We start from the raw sequence: 17,009 nt of genomic DNA on the forward strand, positions 1-17,009 counted from the left end.
AATGGTGATTACATGTTTAGTGATGATTCTGTTACTTGTTTCTTGTGCAAATAAGAGAAAGGATTTGGTTTTATCGAATTTTCCAAGTGTTCAGAATGAACTAACCGAAAAAGACTTGCTTAAGGCGGTTGGAGCACCACACGAGAAGTCCTCTTCTCTTAGTGATGTTACCCAGTTATATGAAAAACTACTAAAAATGGACTTATCTAGTAGTGAATCAATCCTGTCTCAGAAATCAAATTGGACTGTGGGGATAAATGGAATCATCACAGACTACTACGTTTACAAATTAAAAGACGGTAAATCAGTGATTGTTTTTCTTAGTAAAGGAAAGGTTGTTGCGATAACGAGAAAAGGTATCGATTACGAGTAATGTAAAAGGTGAGATAATATGAAAAATAGCATTAAAATTCGATTGGCAATTATAACAATAGCCATCATTGGGTTTCTATTTTATGGATTTAGAGATAATGGTTCGGTACTTTATTACGGGCAAAGCTATACAGCAGGTTCTGTATTTAAACCTGATTCTTATCTCTCAGCTGGGATATTTAAATCTGCAGGCAAAGAGATAAACAAACTGGTTTCGAAAAAGCGTGGAAGTAGCCTTACAGGTGTGATGGTCTCTGTTGTGGTTGGTGGAATTACTTTTTTCACACTTTGGCAAGATGACGATTTTAAAGATATTTTAGTAGAGGCAAGAAAACAAGGAGAAAATAATTACAATGGCTAATTTGGATAATTACTTGATTTTGGTTTTTATTGTAGTAACTGGAATTCTTATCGCTATTCAATTCGCAGGCGAACGTTTTGCAGATTGGCTGACAGATTTAACCGAGCAATTCTTTTCAAAAAGTCTGGATAAGCATGAAGAAAAACGTAAGGCGGAAAAAGAAGAAAAATAAGTTAAGGAGTTACAGTCTAGTTATACTGCCAGATAAAACTAAGATTATCTTCTCTTATTCAAATCTAAGGTATCTAATCCCCCAAAAATCAATATATATTTGACGAATAATAGAAAAAAGACGGCTCATTTTTTGAACCGTCTTTTAATTCACTCATAAGATGTATGAACTCAGATTATTTTCGAGTTCTGTGCGTGGGGCGTTTTTCAGCTCCACTTTGGTATACGACTTATTTTGTATTTGCACAATATTTTTCAAAATCTAAAGAAAAACTGCGTTTAAAAATGTCCCTAATAAAGCATAAGTTTGGATATAATAGGTGTGATGTCGAACGATAGTAAAAAATTTAGACTTCCAATACTTTTTTCGAAAATTTTTGGTATGAAGCAAATGTAGGCTTTAAAGTGGTATAATAAATGTATAGATAGCTAAACAAAAGAGGTAATTTATCGTGATAATAAAAACTCTTCTAATTAAAGGTTTTAAAAAATTTAGAGAATTGGAAGTAAAATTCAATGATGAAATTTCGGTTATTGTAGGAGAAAATAAAAGTGGAAAATCCAGCTTATTGTTAGCGTTGGATATAGCTCTAAACCAATCTGTTTTCAATCGTGCAGATTCATCGCTTGATAGATATTTGAATAAAGAGGATAGGATAGAAAATGGATGGCGTGAAGAGATAGTATCTGAAATTTTAGCATAGCCTGTAGGAAATGCGAGTAATTATAGGAATTTGCATAAGATAATTGATGTAGAAAGGTTTGTATTCAATGATTCAAAGAGGTTCAGAGTTTAGAAAATGGGATTTACATATTCATTCTCCCTATACAGTATTAAATAATCAGTTTGATAAGCTGTCCGATGGAAGTCCAGATGTAGAAAAATTCATTCAAAAGATAAGGGATGAAGGTATCTCTGCTGTTGGATTGACTAATTATTTTAACTTTAATGATGATGATTTTAAGTTAAAGGAAAGATTGAATAAAGAAGGAATTGCAACTTTTTTAAATCTTGAGGTTAGGTTATCAAATATTAATAAATCTGATGAACTTTTTGACTATCATGTAGTATTTGATAATGAGATTCAAGACGACATAGTAAAAAATTTACTTGGTCACTTAAAGGCTAATATTGGTGATGGCGAAAAATCATTTAATCGTTTAAGCAAAACTGAAATAGACAAGAAGGCTCACATTCCTTTTAAAGATTTATTAAAAGTCTTAAATAGCGATAGAGAACTTAATGGTCGTTTTCTAACTGGCTTTCTTTCGAGAGGTCACGGTAGTGCAACTAGTGATTCTGATTCTAAAAATAAGGCAGTTTATGAAGATATTTGTATCAATTCTGATTTTTTGATTCATTCTAGTAATGAAGTAAATATCACAAAAGATAGAGAATTTTGGCTTGATAAATCCCCGCATATAAGACCACTACTTCAATCCTCAGATTCTCACTCTTTGGAGCAAATAGGAAGTAAATATTCTTGGGTGAAAGCAGATTTAACTTTTGATGGTTTGAAACAAATAAAGTATGAACCAGAATATCGAATTAGTGTTGAGAAAGAAAAACCAACTCTCGAAAAGAATGAACTTGTCATTGATAAGATTCTATATAATGGTCAAGATATTTATTTATCTGAAAATCTAAATACAATTATTGGTGGACGCTCAACTGGCAAATCAACTTTATTGAATTCTATAGCTAAAAAACTGGGACGAGAGCTGAATGATAATTCATATTCTTTTGAGAATATGGATGACTTTCATATTATTTGGAAAGACCAGCAAGAAGATAATTCCAGACAGATAGAGTATATACCTCAAGAGTATATGTTTGCTTTAGCCAGAGACAACAAGAAACTTAAAGATTTGGTAGGAAATATTATTCAATCCAAGGCAATGGACTCTGAGTTAAAGAAATATGAACAAAATTGCACTGCTTTACGTCTTGAAATTAGAGGGTTACTTGATAGTTATAAAGAGAACCAAAAAAATATTCATGAGCTAATTAAGCCAGAAGCAGAAAAACAAGCTACTCAAAATCGAATAGATATATATGAATCAAAGAAAAAAGAATTATTAAATGCTAGTGAGATAACGGAACAAGAAAGAGATTTATTTGAAAATCAAAATAAAGAATTGCAGTTATTGAAAAAACAAAAAGAAATTCATGAATCTGACTTGCGATATGTATTGGGTATTCCTCCAATTACATTTGAATTTCAAAGTTTTGATAGAATAAATTCTCCATCTCCAGATTTAAGAGTCAGAATTGGTCAAATAATAGCTCGATTGCATGATTCTGTTAGAGCTCAGCAGAAACATGAAATTAAGGTAATAAAATTGGAGAAAGAAAGTCTGATTAAAGATAGTGAAAATAAAATTGCGGATATAGAAAATGATGACATATACAAGAAATGTGTTGAAGCAATGAAAAATAATTCAGAGATAGCGAGGTTAAATTCTTTAATTAAGAATGAAGTTGATATTTTGGCTAAAATTGAAGCGTTTGAAAAACGAAGGGATGAATTAGATAAAGCAACAGAAGAAATTCAAAAAGAGATTATTTCGAAATATAAGGAATACTCTAATATTAGAACTGAATTATTGAATGATTTCAAGATTGAAGATGATGATTTAAAGATTTCAGTCAAGTTCTCATTAATTGATTTAGAGGATGAATTCTATTATATTAATGCTCGAGGTCGTTCAAAACAAGATTTTATAGAAAAAATGATAGGTTCTTTTGAGGAAGTTGTTGATTCAATATTTGACGAGGATAGTCTTGCGTTTAATGGAAATAAAGATAAATTTAGTCACATTGAGCATTTCCTCACTACTAATTTTTACAAATATAGTTTTGTGATTGAATATCAAGGTGATAAATTTGAACAAATGTCTCCTGGTAAAAAAGCGTTTATTGTATTAAAATTAATATTAGAGTTTTCAGATAGTAAAATCCCAGTATTAATTGACCAGCCTGAAGATAGTTTGGATAATAGGGCAATATATACTGAATTGACAAAATACATCAAAGAAACTAAAGAGGATCGACAAATAATCATAGTTACTCACAATCCTAATATAGTTGTATCTGGTGACGCGGAAAATATTATTGTAGCTAATCAGCAATCTGATAATTCTCCAAATCAAAATGGTAAGAAGTTTGATTATATAAATGGTGCTTTAGAGAATCGTAATAATAATTCTAAATCTGAATTCATACTTCAAAAATACAACATCAGGGAACATGTATGTGATATTTTGGAAGGTGGAGAAGATGCATTTATGAGGAGGGAGAAAAAATACAGTATCAACCGTTAACAATAATTTATATCTGCAAAATAACAAGAATAGTTATTTTTGTGTTAAAGTCTAACACATACATTTAGCTAGAGGAGACTCGGGCTTTTTGGTTGGGTGAATGCTTTTACGCAGTAGAGAAAGGTAAAATATAATAGATTGAATCTGGAATAGTCCACGGACTTTTCTAAAATATTATTAGGAACTGGTTTGAATTTTGCAATTAAATTGTTCAGTTTTTATTTCGTTTAACTATATTTAAGGTAAATCGATAGCTTCTTGCGTTCGCTTCGCCTTTCGGTTCGGGTTGCTTAACTTTGCACTAACACCGCTGTTTCTGCCTAATTTTGGCACACGACTTATTGTATTTTTGCACAATATTAGTCTGTGTAGAGGAGGGCGGAGGAATCTTCAAGAAAATATTCTAAGCTTTTTATTTCCTTTTTTTGCTTCTGTTGTGATGGATTGCCTTTCGAAAATCTCCAGCAGTTGAGCTTTTTACAACTCCATATTTTCACAAAAATACCAGTAAAAAATCTTAATTTTTAGCCCAAATACTGATGTAAATTAAACTCAAAAATAGGCTGGACTTCATTGCTACAGAGAGTTATGATGGACATGTAAAAGAAATTTAACAGATAGGAGTGATATGTATATCGATTTAGAAACCGAAATGTATCTACAAAAATTAGAAGGTGACATTCGTAGTCAGCTATATTGGGGTGTTGTGCCAGAAATGTCAATTGAATGGCAACCAGACCAATTAGGATTTTATCTTAACGATCCGATATCTTTGCCCACATTTTTAACGAAACTACGAGTGTTCGAAAAAGGTTTTGCCTTCGATTATGTTGAAACTAATGTTTTTAAACGCAAAATAACAGTTTTTGCCATTAATGAAAGCAAAGAAAAGTTTATTGCGAAAATCAAAAAGTTGCTCACTTGCCAAAGTGGAGGCGAGATGTGCGAAATTTTGCTATACATTTTGGCAACGCCAGTAACTTATATCGATGAAGCGATTTGTTAGCCGAAAATTATAACAAAATTACCCCAGTTTTGCGACTGGGGCGTTTGTTTCGAATTGAAAATATATAGAAAATTTTATAATACAGTGTAAAAATGTCAGAAAAATTAAAAACAGTTATAAATAATATACTACTATTGACAAAGTGTAAGGATATCGTTATATTAGTAACACCGAAGATTTCTTGTTTTGTCTAACCAACACATTTTTAATGAAAGTGAGGATGGGACAGAAAAAAATATAAAATCAATGTTGACTGCAGCAGGTGCTGGTGGTATTGGTAGCGTAGTCTCTGTTCATATATTAAAAATACCGTTCGAAAATCTTACTGTGATAAGTTTAGTGATAGTCGTTATTCCACTAATTATTTGTTGCTTTGCATTCTTGGTTATCAATTCTAACAGAAGAACCAGAAATTCAAAAGAGCTGATGGCCACTTGGCTTAGAAAGGGCAATAACTATACTAAACCTAGGAATAAAGCTTCACCAAATAAAAGAAAAAATCACCACTAAAAAGTGGTGAACCCAATATAAATCTGTCCTGTTGTTTCTTGTTGGTGAATAGCAAGACGGATAACTAAAAATAAGAAATCTTCTCCCCAACGGTAGTACGATTATCGTTGGGATTTTCTTTATCTCAAAAGCATATATTTTATAGCTATCTGAGATAACTTAATCTATTATACAGACTTTAAATAATTGTGTCAACAGTTTTGTTGAAAAAACATTAAAATAACTAAAATTGGAGATTTTCACTTCGAAAATAGGGCTTAAAACATATCACCCATCATGTAATCGTGCAATTCTTCAAAAGTTGTAAGGTGAACTGTTTCAATTTGAGGGAGTTTGGGTTCAGCTTCGAAATTTTGACTGCTTTCGTTGCTCTGGTTTAATTTTTCCATAAAATCTCCGTTGCTTTATTGGTGTGTCCATGATAACTCTCTATAGGGGAAGAGTCAAGCACTTTTTCACGAAAACCCCAACGACTTGAAATCGCTGGGGTTAAGGGGCTAGAGTTGGTTAGTTGTTGGACTGCTGGGCGAGGTGTGGATATTATAACACAAAACCCCGTCTTGCAACGGGATTTTCTTTATTCAAGAATCAGTAAACCATCTTTAACTGCAAATGGGTCTTTTTCATTGATACGATCGTAAAACATGATACCGTTTATGTGGTCAATTTCATGCTGAACAACGATGGAGTTGTAGCCTTTGAGTTTGATACGGTGTTTTTCTCCATATTTATCAAAGTAGTCAACAGTGACGCGAGCATGGCGGACTACATAGCCAGGCACGTTGCGGTCAACAGACAGACAACCCTCTCCTTCACCAAGAGCAGCTTCTTGAACAGAGTGAGAGACGATTTTTGGATTGTACATAATGGCTTGCAAATCGTAGGCTTCCTCTGGAGTTTCGCCTTCTTCAACAATATTTGGCACCAAAACAGCGATAATGCGTTTTGAGATATCTAATTGAGGAGCAGCAAGTCCAACCCCACCGCGGAGCCCCATCTTTTCAGCCATGACAGGATCTTGGGAATGTTTGAGGAATTGCATCATCTTTTCGCCAAGAATGATTTCCTGGTCAGACAAGGGGAAAGTAACTTCCTCAGCAACTGCACGAAGAGTCGGATTCCCCTCGCGGATAATATCGTTCATATCAATTAAGTGAGCAGCTTTTGTAATACGTTCTATAGCAGACATTTTCTCTCCTTTCATTACCTCTACATGATATCACAAAATGACAAGGATTGAAAGCATTACGGCATCGAGCTTTTATAGAAAATGCCTTTTAGGTTCGATTCAATTGTGAAAGAAATACTTATCTGTGTTATAATAAAAAGAAAAGGCTTGCATTAGAAAGTAGGGAGAATGAAGATGCAAAGAAGACAAGATAGACATAAACGTGGACCAGTTTTTCGCTTTGTGAAAGGTTTGGTCAACTTTTTTAGACGTTATCGTAAGTGGAGTAACAAGGGATTTGTGGCGGTACTCTTGCTAGCAGTTGCTTTATCAATGGGCTTGGTTTTGTTGTTTGAAAGCTTCCAAGGCATGCCTATGACCAGTCAAAAACGAGATACTATTTCTCAAGAAGGAACTAAGAAAAAGTCTCAGGAGCAGGAAGAGGAAAAAACTGCTAGAATTATGGCTCATGGTGATTTGCTTTATCATGATATTCTTTACTTTTCAGCAAAAAAGGATGATGGAACGTATGATTTTCATGAGAATTTTGAGTATGTTACTCCTTGGCTTAAGCAAGCAGACTTAGCTATTGGTGACTTTGAAGGAACCATTAATAAGGATCATTATTTAGCAGGTTATCCTCTCTTTAATGCTCCTGCTGAAGTTATGGATGCCATTAAGGATGCAGGTTATAATGTTCTAGATTTAGCTCATAATCACATTTTGGATTCGCAAATTGAGGGAGTTATTTCAACGGCCGATATTATTGAGAAAGCTGGAATCACTCCAATCGGAGTTTATACGCATGAGCCACGTGATCAGGCTCCGCTGGTCATTAAGGAAGTGAATGGTATCAAGGTTGCACTTTTGGCTTATTCTTATGGATTTAATGGAATTGAGCAAAATATTTCTCAAGAGGATTATAATCACTATCTTTCAGATTTAGATGAAAATAAAATGAAGTCTGAAATTGAACGGGCGGAAAAGGAAGCAGATATCACCATTATCATGCCACAAATGGGTGTTGAGTATCGCATAGAACCGACTGAAGAGCAAAAGGCTCTTTATCACAAGATGATTGATTGGGGAGCAGATATTATCTTTGGAGGGCATCCACACGTAGTTGAACCGTCTGAAATTGTTGAAAAAGATGGGGACAAGAAACTCATTATCTATTCAATGGGGAACTTCATTTCCAATCAACGAATTGAGACCATGCAAGGGGTAGAAAATGCTAAGTGGACTGAACGTGGCGTTCTCATGGACGTGACCATTAAGAAGAAGGATGGAAAAACAACTATCGGAACAGCTAAAGCTCATCCTACTTGGGTCAATCGAACACCAAAGGGAACCTTTTCACCAGAAGGCTATCCTTTATATCATTATCAAACCTATATCTTGGAAGATTTTATAGAGGGTGGCAGTCATCGTGACCAATTAGATGAAGCGACTAAGGAACGAATTGATACAGCCTATAAAGAAATGAATGAACATGTGGGTTTGAAGTGGGATTAGCTTGAATCCAGAGGAAAGTAAATGACGATTAAGGTAATTGCGACAGATATGGATGGGACCTTGCTGGATGCTAGAGGCCAGCTGGATCTCCCACGCTTGGAAAAAATTTTAGATCAGTTGGATCAAAGGGGTATTCGTTTTGTCATCGCGACGGGCAATGAGATTCACCGCATGAGGCAACTACTGGAGCAATTGGTGGATCGAGTGATTTTGGTTGTTGCCAATGGTGCTCGTATTTTTGAAAACAATGAATTGATTCAGGCGCAGACTTGGGATGATGCCATTGTCGATAAGGCTTTGGCTCATTTCAAGGGTCGAGCGTGTCAGGATCAGTTTGTTGTGACGGCTATGAAGGGCGGTTTCGTCAAAGAAGGTACGATTTTTACAGACCTTGAAAGTTTTATGACTCCAGAAATGATTGAAAAATTCTACCAACGGATGCAGTTTGTGGATGAATTAACTTCTGACCTCTTTGGTGGTGTGCTCAAGATGAGTATGGTTGTTGGTGAGGAACGTTTGAGTTCGGTCTTGGAAGAAATCAATGACCTCTTTGATGGCCGTGTTAGTGCTGTATCCAGTGGCTATGGTTGCATTGATATCCTCCAAGCTGGGATTCATAAAGCATGGGGCTTGGAAGAATTACTCAAGCGTTGGGACTTGAAGCCCCAACAAATCATGGCTTTTGGTGACAGTGAAAATGATGTTGAAATGCTTGAAATGGCTGGAATTGCCTATGCGATGGAAAATGCTGATGACAAGGCCAAAGCTGTGGCGACTGCTCTAGCACCAGCCAATAGCCAAGGAGGAGTTTACCAAGTCTTGGAAAATTGGTTAGAAAAAGGAGAATGAAGTGGCAGTACAGTTATTAGAAAATTGGTTACTAAAGGAACAAGAAAAAATCCAAACCAAGTATCGTCACTTAAATCAAGTTTCTGTTGTAGAGCCAGACATTCTTTTTATTGGGGATTCCATTGTCGAATATTATCCTCTGCAGGAGTTGTTTGGGACTTCGAAGACAATTGTCAATCGAGGCATTCGTGGCTATCAGACAGGGCTGTTATTAGAAAATCTAGATGCGCATCTGTACGGTGGGGCGGTAGATAAAATTGTCCTTTTAATTGGGACAAATGATATCGGAAAAGATGTGCCTGTGAATGAGACTCTCAATAATCTCGAAGCTATCATACAATCCATTACTCGCGATTATCCATTGACTGAGATTAAATTGCTTTCTATTTTGCCAGTCAATGAGGGAGAGGAGTACAAGCAGACAATCTATATCCGCACAAATGAAAAAATTCAGAAATGGAATCAAGCCTATCAAGAGCTTGCTTCTGCCTATATGCAGGTAGAATTTGTGCCAGTTTTTGATAGTTTGACAGACCAAGCAGGCCAACTCAAAAAAGAATATACAACTGATGGATTGCACCTTAGTGTTACTGGTTATCAGGTTTTGACTAAAGCCCTGAAAGACTATCTTTTTTAGTTAGTTGATTTCCCTTTTGCATTTTCGTGTTAGATAAGGTATAATGGTTTTACTGTCTTTTGGGGTCGTTACGGATTCGACAGGCATTATGAGGCATATTTTGCGACTCGTGTGGCGACGTAAACGCTCAGTTAAATATAACTGCAAAAAATAACACTTCTTACGCTCTAGCTGCCTAAAAACCAGCAGGCGTGACCCGATTTGGATTGCTCGTGTTCAATGACAGGTCTTATTATTAGCGAGATACGATCAAGTCTTGTCTAGTGGCTTGATAAGAGATTGATAGACTCGCAGTTTCTAGGCTTGAGTTATGTGTCGAGGGACTGTTAAACTAATACATAACCTATGGTTGTAGACAAATATGTTGGCAGGTGTTTGGACGTGGGTTCGACTCCCACCGGCTCCATTATTCCTTTGCATTCTTTTGCATTCCTTGGTAAAACGTTGTTAAATCAACGTTTTTTATTTTTATCTTTAGTATTCCTTGGTATTCTTTTGTAAAAAAGGGAGTCACAAACAGACCCTAAAGCAGACCCTGTTTTTAAAAAAGGGATACAAAAAAGGATACAACATTTTTGTCGTATCCTAAAAATCTATGTACTTCACAAAGCGTTCTTCGGCTCCATTATGCGTTTTTGTGATTATTAGCTGATTTTTTACAATCCTGCAAATTCTTTGATTTCTTGTGCTGACATTGAAGAGTCGCAACGGACATTGATTTGTCCATCCGCAATGTGAACGAAGCCTGGTACAGTTGGTATTCCGTAGCGTGAGCGGAATTCTTGCAACTCATTGAGTTGGCTTGGTTCTTCACTATTGATGAAGTAGATGTGAGCTTTGGTTTCAGCTACGACACCTGCTAAAGTACCTGCAAATTTACGGCAGTAAGGGCAAGTTTTGCGACCAATAAAGAAGGTTGCAGTTTCTTTTTTATCAAGAGCTTCTTGCGCACGCGCAACTGTAGTGACTTCAAGGTCTTTGATGTTATCTAAAAATTGTTCCATGAGATTACCTCGCTTTCATTGATAAGTCTAGTATGCCATAAAGTTTCTAAAATTGCTTAGATTTGATACGAAAAAAAGATGAGATTGATTTGTCTCATCTTTAATAGGATTTTATTTTACAAAATCATTGATTTCTGCTTCGATATTAGCAATCTTGGCTTGTGATTCTTCGTTGGTTTCACCTACAACTGCAATGTAGAACTTGATTTTTGGTTCTGTACCTGAAGGGCGAACAGCAATCCATGAACCGTCAGCAAGTGTGTATTTCAAAACATCGCTTGGAGGAGTTGTCAAGTTTGTAACAGTACCGTCAGCAGCAGTAGCAGTTTGAGCCTTGAAGTCTTCTACGACAGTGATAGCTGTTGCATTCCATTCTTTTGGAGCACTGTTACGGAATTTAGCCATAATTGCTTTGATTTGTTCGGCACCATCGACACCTGAAAGGGTAACAGAGATTGTCTTTTCTGCATAGTAGCCGTACTCTTTGTAGATTTCTTCGATACCGTCAGCAAGTGTCAAACCACGTGAACGGTAGTAGGCAGCAAGTTCAGCAACGACTAGAACGGCTTGGATAGCGTCTTTATCACGTACGAATGGTTTAATCAAGTAACCGAAGCTTTCTTCAAATCCCATCATGTAAGTGTGATTGTGTTGTTCTTCGAATTCTTGGATTTTCTCAGCGATAAATTTGAAACCTGTCAAAACGTTGAACATAGTTGCGCCGTAGCTTTCAGCAATCTTCGTTACCAAGTCAGTTGATACGATAGATTTGCAGAGGGCTGCATTTTCAGGAAGAGTTCCAGCGTTTTTGTGGGCTTCCAAGATGTATTTAGCCATGATGGCACCGATTTGGTTACCTGAAAGGTTAAGGTAGCTACCATCTTTTTGAAGAACTTCAACACCAACACGGTCAGCATCAGGGTCAGTTGCGACAAGAACGTCTGCACCAACTTGACGACCAAGTTCTTCAGCAAGTGCAAAGGCTGCTTGGCTTTCTGGGTTTGGAGATTTTACAGTTGAGAAGTCTGGGTCAGCAGTTGCTTGCGCTTCAACAACTTGAACTGAGTCAAATCCTGCTTGGGCAAGAGCACGACGAGCCAACATTTCACCAGTACCATGAAGTGGTGTGTAGACAATCTTCATGTCTTTACCGAATTCTTCAATCAAGGCTGGGTTGATGTTTACGTCCTTAACCTCTTTAAGGTATTCCACGTCAACAGCTTCGCCAATAACTTCAATCAAGCCAGAAGCTTTTTCAGCTTCTACATCAGCAACTTCTACCGCAAATGGGTTTTCGATTGCACGGATATAAGTAGTCAAAGCGTCTGCGTCGTGTGGAGGCATTTGTCCACCGTCTTCACCGTAAACCTTGTAACCGTTAAATGGAGCAGGGTTGTGGCTGGCTGTGACCATGATACCTGCGAAACAGTTGAGATGACGAACTGCAAATGAGAGTTCTGGAGTTGGACGAAGGCTTTCAAATACATAAGATTTGATGCCGTGTTTAGCAAGAACTGCCGCAGATTCAAAGGCAAACTCTGGTGAGAAGTGACGGCTATCGTAGGCGATTGCGACACCACGTTCTTTTTCGTTTCCACCTTTTGACTCAATCAAACGAGCCAATCCTTCAGTAGCTTGGCGAACAACGTAGATGTTGATGCGGTTTGTACCAGCACCAATCAAGCCACGCATACCTGCAGTACCAAATTCAAGATTTGTATAGAAGGCATCTTCCTTTGTTTTTTCATCCATATTTTCCAAATCTTGACGAAGGTAGTCAGGAAGCTCCGCAAAATCAACCCATTTCTGGTAATTTTCTTGGTAAGACATTAAAATTCTCCTTTTTGTAAATTGTTTTAACCGTTCACATTATAGCACTTTTTAACATTTTAGTAAAACCTTAGCATAATTTTCAGAAAAGTAGTGACATATGCCTGTTTATCAAGTCTTGAATGCCTTAGGGAAACATGCTATACTACTTGTATGATTATTTTACAAGCTAATAAAATTGAACGTTCTTTTGCAGGAGAGGTTCTTTTTGATAATATCAACCTGCAGGTTGATGAACGAGACAGGATTGCCCTTGTTGGGAAAAATGGAGCAGGTAAGTCTACTCTTTTGAAGATTTTAGTTGGAGAAGAGGAGCCAACTAGTGGAGAAATCAATAAGAAAAAAGATATTTCTCTGTCTTACCTAGCCCAAGATAGCCGTTTTGAATCTGAAAACACTATCTACGATGAGATGCTTCATGTCTTTGATGACCTGCGTCGGACTGAGAAACAACTGCGTAAGATGGAGTTGGAGATGGGTGAAAAGTCTGGTGAGGACTTGAATAAGCTGATGTCAGATTATGACCGCTTATCTGAGAATTTTCGCCAAGCAGGTGGTTTCACTTATGAAGCTGATATTCGAGCGATTTTGAATGGATTCAAGTTTGACGAATCTATGTGGCAGATGAAAATTGCCGAGCTTTCGGGTGGTCAGAATACTCGTTTGGCTCTAGCTAAAATGCTCCTTGAAAAGCCCAATCTCTTGGTCTTGGACGAGCCAACCAACCACTTGGATATTGAAACTATTGCTTGGCTAGAGAATTACTTGATAAATTATAGCGGTGCTCTCATTATTGTCAGCCATGACCGTTATTTCTTAGACAAGGTTGCGACAATTACGCTAGATTTGACCAAGCATTCCTTGGATCGTTATGTGGGCAATTACTCTCGTTTTGTCGAGTTGAAGGAGCAAAAGCTAGCCACTGAGGCAAAAAACTATGAAAAGCAGCAGAAGGAGATCGCTGCTCTGGAAGACTTTGTCAACCGCAATCTAGTCCGAGCTTCGACGACCAAACGTGCCCAATCCCGTCGTAAACAACTAGAAAAAATGGAGCGTTTGGACAAGCCTGAAGCTGGCAAGAAATCAGCCAATATGACCTTCCAGTCTGAAAAAACGTCGGGCAATGTTGTTTTGACTGTTGAAAATGCAGCTATTGGCTATGATGGGGAAGTACTGTCACAACCGATTAACCTAGACCTTCGTAAGATGAATGCTGTTGCCATCGTTGGTCCAAATGGTATTGGGAAATCAACCTTTATCAAGTCTATAGTAGACCAGATTCCTTTTATCCAAGGTGAAAAGCGCTTTGGCGCTAATGTTGAGGTTGGTTACTATGACCAAACCCAAAGCAAGCTGACACCCAGTAATACGGTACTGGATGAACTCTGGAATGATTTTAAACTGACACCAGAAGTTGAAATTCGTAACCGTCTAGGGGCCTTCCTTTTCTCAGGAGATGATGTTAAAAAATCAGTTGGCATGTTGTCAGGTGGAGAGAAAGCTCGTTTGCTTTTGGCTAAATTGTCTATGGAAAACAACAACTTCTTGATTCTGGACGAGCCGACCAACCACTTGGATATTGATAGCAAGGAAGTGCTAGAAAATGCCTTGATTGACTTCGATGGAACCTTGCTCTTTGTCAGCCATGACCGTTACTTTATCAATCGTGTGGCAACTCATGTACTGGAATTGTCTGAGAATGGTTCGGCTCTTTACTTGGGAGATTACGACTACTATGTTGAAAAGAAAGCAGAAGTAGAAATGAGCCAGACTGAGGAAGATTCAACCAGTAATCAAGCAAAAGAAGCAAGTCCAGTCAATGACTACCAGGCCCAAAAAGAAAGTCAAAAAGAAGTTCGCAAACTCATGCGACAAATTGAAAGTCTAGAGGCTGAAATTGAAGAGTTAGAAAGTCAAAGCCAAGTCATTTCTGAACAAATGTTGGAAACAAACGATGCCTGTGAACTCATGGAATTTCAGGCTGAACTGGATAAAATCAGCCATCGTCAGGAAGAAGCCATGCTTGAGTGGGAAGAATTATCGGAGCAGGTGTAAAGATGGAACATCTTGGAAAAGTATTTCGTGAATTTCGTACAAGTGGAAATTATTCTTTAAAGGAGGCGGCAGGGGAGTCCTGTTCAACCTCTCAGTTATCTCGCTTTGAGCTTGGGGAGTCTGACCTAGCAGTCTCGCGTTTCTTTGAGATTTTGGATAACATTCATGTAACAATCGAAAATTTCATGGACAAGGCTAGGGATTTCCATAATCATGAACATGTTGCTATGATGGGACAAATTATTCCGCTTTACTACTCAAATAATATTGCAGGTTTTCAAAAGCTTCAAGAAGAACAACTTGAAAAGGCTAAGAGTTCGACGACTCCCCTTTATTTTGAGCTGAACTGGATTTTGTTACAAGGTCTGATTTGTCAAAGAGATGCGACTTATGATATGAAGCAGGATGATTTGGATAAGGTAGCAGATTATCTCTTCAAAACAGAAGAATGGACCATGTATGAGTTGATTCTTTTCGGGAACCTCTATAGTTTCTACGATGTGGACTATGTCACTCGGATTGGTAGAGAAGTTATGGAGAGGGAGGAATTTTACCAAGAGATTGGTCGCCATAAGAGATTAGTTTTGATTTTAGCCCTCAATTGTTACCAGCATTGTTTAGAGCATCTTTCTTTTGACAATGCAAGCTATTTTGAGACTTATACAGAGAAGATTATTGGTAAAAACATTAATCTGTATGAACGAAATATTTTACATTACTTAAAAGGTTTTGCCTGGTACCAAAAAGGACAGTGTAAAGAAGGTTGTAAGCAAATGCAAGAGGCCATGCATATTTTTGACGTGCTAGGTCTTCCAGAGCAAGTAGCCTACTATCAAGAACACTACGAAAAATTTGTCAAAGATTAATTTTCCCAAATATGGGAAAAAGAAAGAAGCTCCTTTCGGTTTTGATACAATAGTTTCAAAATTTGAGAGGAGTTTTTATATGAATCGCTATGCAGTACAGTTGATTAGCCGTGGAGCTGTTAACAAGATAGGGAATATGCTCTATGATTATGGAAATAGTGTCTGGTTGGCTTCCATGGGGACTATCGGACAGACTGTTTTAGGAATGTATCAGATTTCTGAACTCGTCACATCCATTCTGATCAATCCCTTTGGTGGAGTTATTTCAGACCGTTTTTCTCGTCGTAGGATTTTAATGGTGACAGACCTTGTTTGTGGGATTCTTTGTCTGGCTATTTCTTTCATAAGGAATGACAGCTGGATGATTGGAGCTTTGATTGGGGCTAATATTGTGCAGGCTATTGCTTTTGCCTTTTCTAGACCGGCAAATAAGGCTATTATCACAGAATTGGTAGAGAAGGATGAACTGGTCCTCTACAATTCTCGTTTGGAATTAGTGATGCAGGTTGTCAGTGTGAGTTCCCCTGTACTATCTTTTCTGGTCTTACAATTTGCAAGTCTTCGCATTACCTTGGTATTAGATGCCCTTAGTTTTTTTCTCGCTTTTGGTTTGGTAGCCTTGCTTCCAAAGAAAGAAGAGAAGACTTTGGGTGAGAAGAAACTTACATTCAAAGTTATTTTTTCTGATATCAAGGAGGGAGTTCACTATATTGTGAAGCAAAAGGAAATCTTCTTTTTGTTAGTCATGGCTTCAAGTGTCAATTTTTTCTTCGCAGCCTTTAATTACCTCCTCCCCTTTTCAAATCAGCTCTATGGAGTTCAAGGTGCTTATGCCACTATTTTGACAATGGGGGCTATCGGTTCTATTGTTGGGGCGCTGTTAGCTAGTAAGATTAAAGCCAGTATGGAAATGCTTCTGTTTTTATTGGCTCTGACTGGACTTGGAGTGATGATAATGGGCTTCACTCTCCCATCCTATCTGACTTTTTCAGGAAATTTCGTTTGTGAATTGTTTATGACGATATTTAATATTCACTTTTTTACTCAAGTACAAACCAAGGTTGAAGGTGAATATCTGGGAAGGGTTCTCAGTTCGATTTATACCTTAGCTATACTATTTATGCCTATTGCAACAGGTTTAATGACCTGGCTTCCAAGTGTTCATCTTTATTCTTTCTTGATTATTGGACTTGGAGTTGTAGCCTTATCTTTCTTAGCTCTCGGATATGTTCGAACCCGTTTTGAAAAAGAGACATAAGTTTGCTTGGACTTCAAAAATAATTTCAAACTAAGTGTTTTTCCGCCCTTCTCGTTTGTGAGGAGGGCTTACTTTATGGTAAA

The 17,009-nt window shown here is 37.2% G+C and carries 17 protein-coding genes and 1 other RNA gene; 14 read left to right on the forward strand and 4 right to left on the reverse strand.

The features are described from left to right. Positions 1–64 precede the first annotated feature (64 nt). From HMPREF1048_RS11115 to HMPREF1048_RS0102645, 7 genes are all read left to right on the forward strand, one after another. On the forward strand, positions 65–373 hold the full coding sequence (locus tag HMPREF1048_RS11115; RefSeq protein WP_232616446.1) for a hypothetical protein: 309 nt from the start codon (positions 65–67) through the stop codon (positions 371–373). An 18-nt stretch (positions 374–391) separates the two neighbouring features. Next, positions 392–733 carry a hypothetical protein gene (locus HMPREF1048_RS11120; RefSeq protein WP_000797952.1) on the forward strand — a complete coding sequence of 114 codons (342 nt, stop codon included), beginning with the start codon at positions 392–394 and terminating at the stop codon, positions 731–733. Then, positions 726–905, forward strand: a complete 180-nt coding sequence (locus HMPREF1048_RS11125) for a hypothetical protein (RefSeq protein WP_001284806.1) — start codon at positions 726–728, stop codon at positions 903–905. Before HMPREF1048_RS11120 ends, HMPREF1048_RS11125 begins: the two co-directional genes overlap by 8 nt. A gap of 451 nt (positions 906–1,356) precedes the next feature. Then, complete coding sequence (locus tag HMPREF1048_RS12495; protein WP_000584665.1) at positions 1,357–1,608, forward strand: AAA family ATPase; 252 nt, start codon at positions 1,357–1,359, stop codon at positions 1,606–1,608. Between the two features lie 67 nt (positions 1,609–1,675). Further along, positions 1,676–4,228, forward strand: coding sequence for a TrlF family AAA-like ATPase (locus HMPREF1048_RS11135; RefSeq protein WP_000616025.1), 2,553 nt, complete (start codon positions 1,676–1,678; stop codon positions 4,226–4,228). A 628-nt stretch (positions 4,229–4,856) separates the two neighbouring features. After that, positions 4,857–5,234, forward strand: coding sequence for a hypothetical protein (locus HMPREF1048_RS11140; RefSeq protein WP_000275055.1), 378 nt, complete (start codon positions 4,857–4,859; stop codon positions 5,232–5,234). 186 nt (positions 5,235–5,420) lie between these two features. Continuing rightward, positions 5,421–5,744 (forward strand): hypothetical protein, encoded by a 324-nt coding sequence (locus tag HMPREF1048_RS0102645; protein ID WP_000070711.1) that lies wholly within the window; start codon positions 5,421–5,423, stop codon positions 5,742–5,744. Between the two features lie 257 nt (positions 5,745–6,001). Here the strand turns inward: HMPREF1048_RS0102645 and HMPREF1048_RS13605 are convergent, their stop codons facing one another. Both HMPREF1048_RS13605 and def read right to left on the reverse strand, forming a co-directional pair. After that, complete coding sequence (locus tag HMPREF1048_RS13605; RefSeq protein ID WP_004249262.1) at positions 6,002–6,133, reverse strand: hypothetical protein; 132 nt, start codon at positions 6,131–6,133, stop codon at positions 6,002–6,004. Positions 6,134–6,321: 188 nt separating this feature from the next. After that, positions 6,322–6,933: a peptide deformylase gene (def, locus tag HMPREF1048_RS11145; RefSeq protein ID WP_001272953.1), complete on the reverse strand. Its 612-nt coding sequence runs from the start codon at positions 6,931–6,933 to the stop codon at positions 6,322–6,324. Between the two features lie 174 nt (positions 6,934–7,107). On the opposite strand from def, the gene HMPREF1048_RS12905 reads away from it, so the two are divergent. The 4 genes from HMPREF1048_RS12905 to ssrA all read left to right on the forward strand — a co-directional run bounded on the left by HMPREF1048_RS12905 (position 7,108) and on the right by ssrA (position 10,322). Then, on the forward strand, positions 7,108–8,427 hold the full coding sequence (locus HMPREF1048_RS12905; RefSeq protein WP_001189734.1) for a CapA family protein: 1,320 nt from the start codon (positions 7,108–7,110) through the stop codon (positions 8,425–8,427). Between the two features lie 21 nt (positions 8,428–8,448). Then, positions 8,449–9,276, forward strand: a complete 828-nt coding sequence (locus HMPREF1048_RS11165; protein WP_000153522.1) for an HAD family hydrolase — start codon at positions 8,449–8,451, stop codon at positions 9,274–9,276. 1 nt (position 9,277) lies between these two features. Then, positions 9,278–9,913, forward strand: a complete 636-nt coding sequence (locus tag HMPREF1048_RS11170) for an SGNH/GDSL hydrolase family protein (RefSeq protein WP_000290666.1) — start codon at positions 9,278–9,280, stop codon at positions 9,911–9,913. A 61-nt stretch (positions 9,914–9,974) separates the two neighbouring features. Beyond that, positions 9,975–10,322, forward strand: a transfer-messenger RNA (tmRNA) gene (gene ssrA / locus HMPREF1048_RS12910). Positions 10,323–10,569: 247 nt separating this feature from the next. On the opposite strand, the gene HMPREF1048_RS11175 is transcribed toward ssrA, so the two are convergent. Together HMPREF1048_RS11175 and HMPREF1048_RS11180 are read right to left on the reverse strand one after the other, a co-directional pair. Next, positions 10,570–10,917 carry a thioredoxin gene (locus HMPREF1048_RS11175; RefSeq protein WP_000434637.1) on the reverse strand — a complete coding sequence of 116 codons (348 nt, stop codon included), beginning with the start codon at positions 10,915–10,917 and terminating at the stop codon, positions 10,570–10,572. Positions 10,918–11,028: 111 nt separating this feature from the next. Continuing rightward, positions 11,029–12,747 (reverse strand): phospho-sugar mutase, encoded by a 1,719-nt coding sequence (locus tag HMPREF1048_RS11180; RefSeq protein ID WP_000121688.1) that lies wholly within the window; start codon positions 12,745–12,747, stop codon positions 11,029–11,031. A gap of 153 nt (positions 12,748–12,900) precedes the next feature. Between HMPREF1048_RS11180 and HMPREF1048_RS11185 the strand changes: the two genes are divergently transcribed. From HMPREF1048_RS11185 to HMPREF1048_RS11195, 3 genes are all read left to right on the forward strand, one after another. Next, positions 12,901–14,802, forward strand: coding sequence for an ABC-F family ATP-binding cassette domain-containing protein (locus HMPREF1048_RS11185; RefSeq protein ID WP_000584857.1), 1,902 nt, complete (start codon positions 12,901–12,903; stop codon positions 14,800–14,802). A gap of 2 nt (positions 14,803–14,804) precedes the next feature. Next, the gene (locus tag HMPREF1048_RS11190) at positions 14,805–15,668 is read left to right on the forward strand and encodes an Rgg family transcriptional regulator (RefSeq protein WP_000400537.1); all 864 of its coding nucleotides are present in this window, start codon (positions 14,805–14,807) and stop codon (positions 15,666–15,668) included. A gap of 79 nt (positions 15,669–15,747) precedes the next feature. Next, positions 15,748–16,926 (forward strand): MFS transporter, encoded by a 1,179-nt coding sequence (locus HMPREF1048_RS11195; protein WP_004249264.1) that lies wholly within the window; start codon positions 15,748–15,750, stop codon positions 16,924–16,926. Positions 16,927–17,009 lie beyond the last annotated feature (83 nt).

The sequence above is a fragment of the Streptococcus mitis SK575 genome (assembly GCF_000257865.1).
Classification (GTDB): domain Bacteria; phylum Bacillota; class Bacilli; order Lactobacillales; family Streptococcaceae; genus Streptococcus; species Streptococcus mitis_CQ.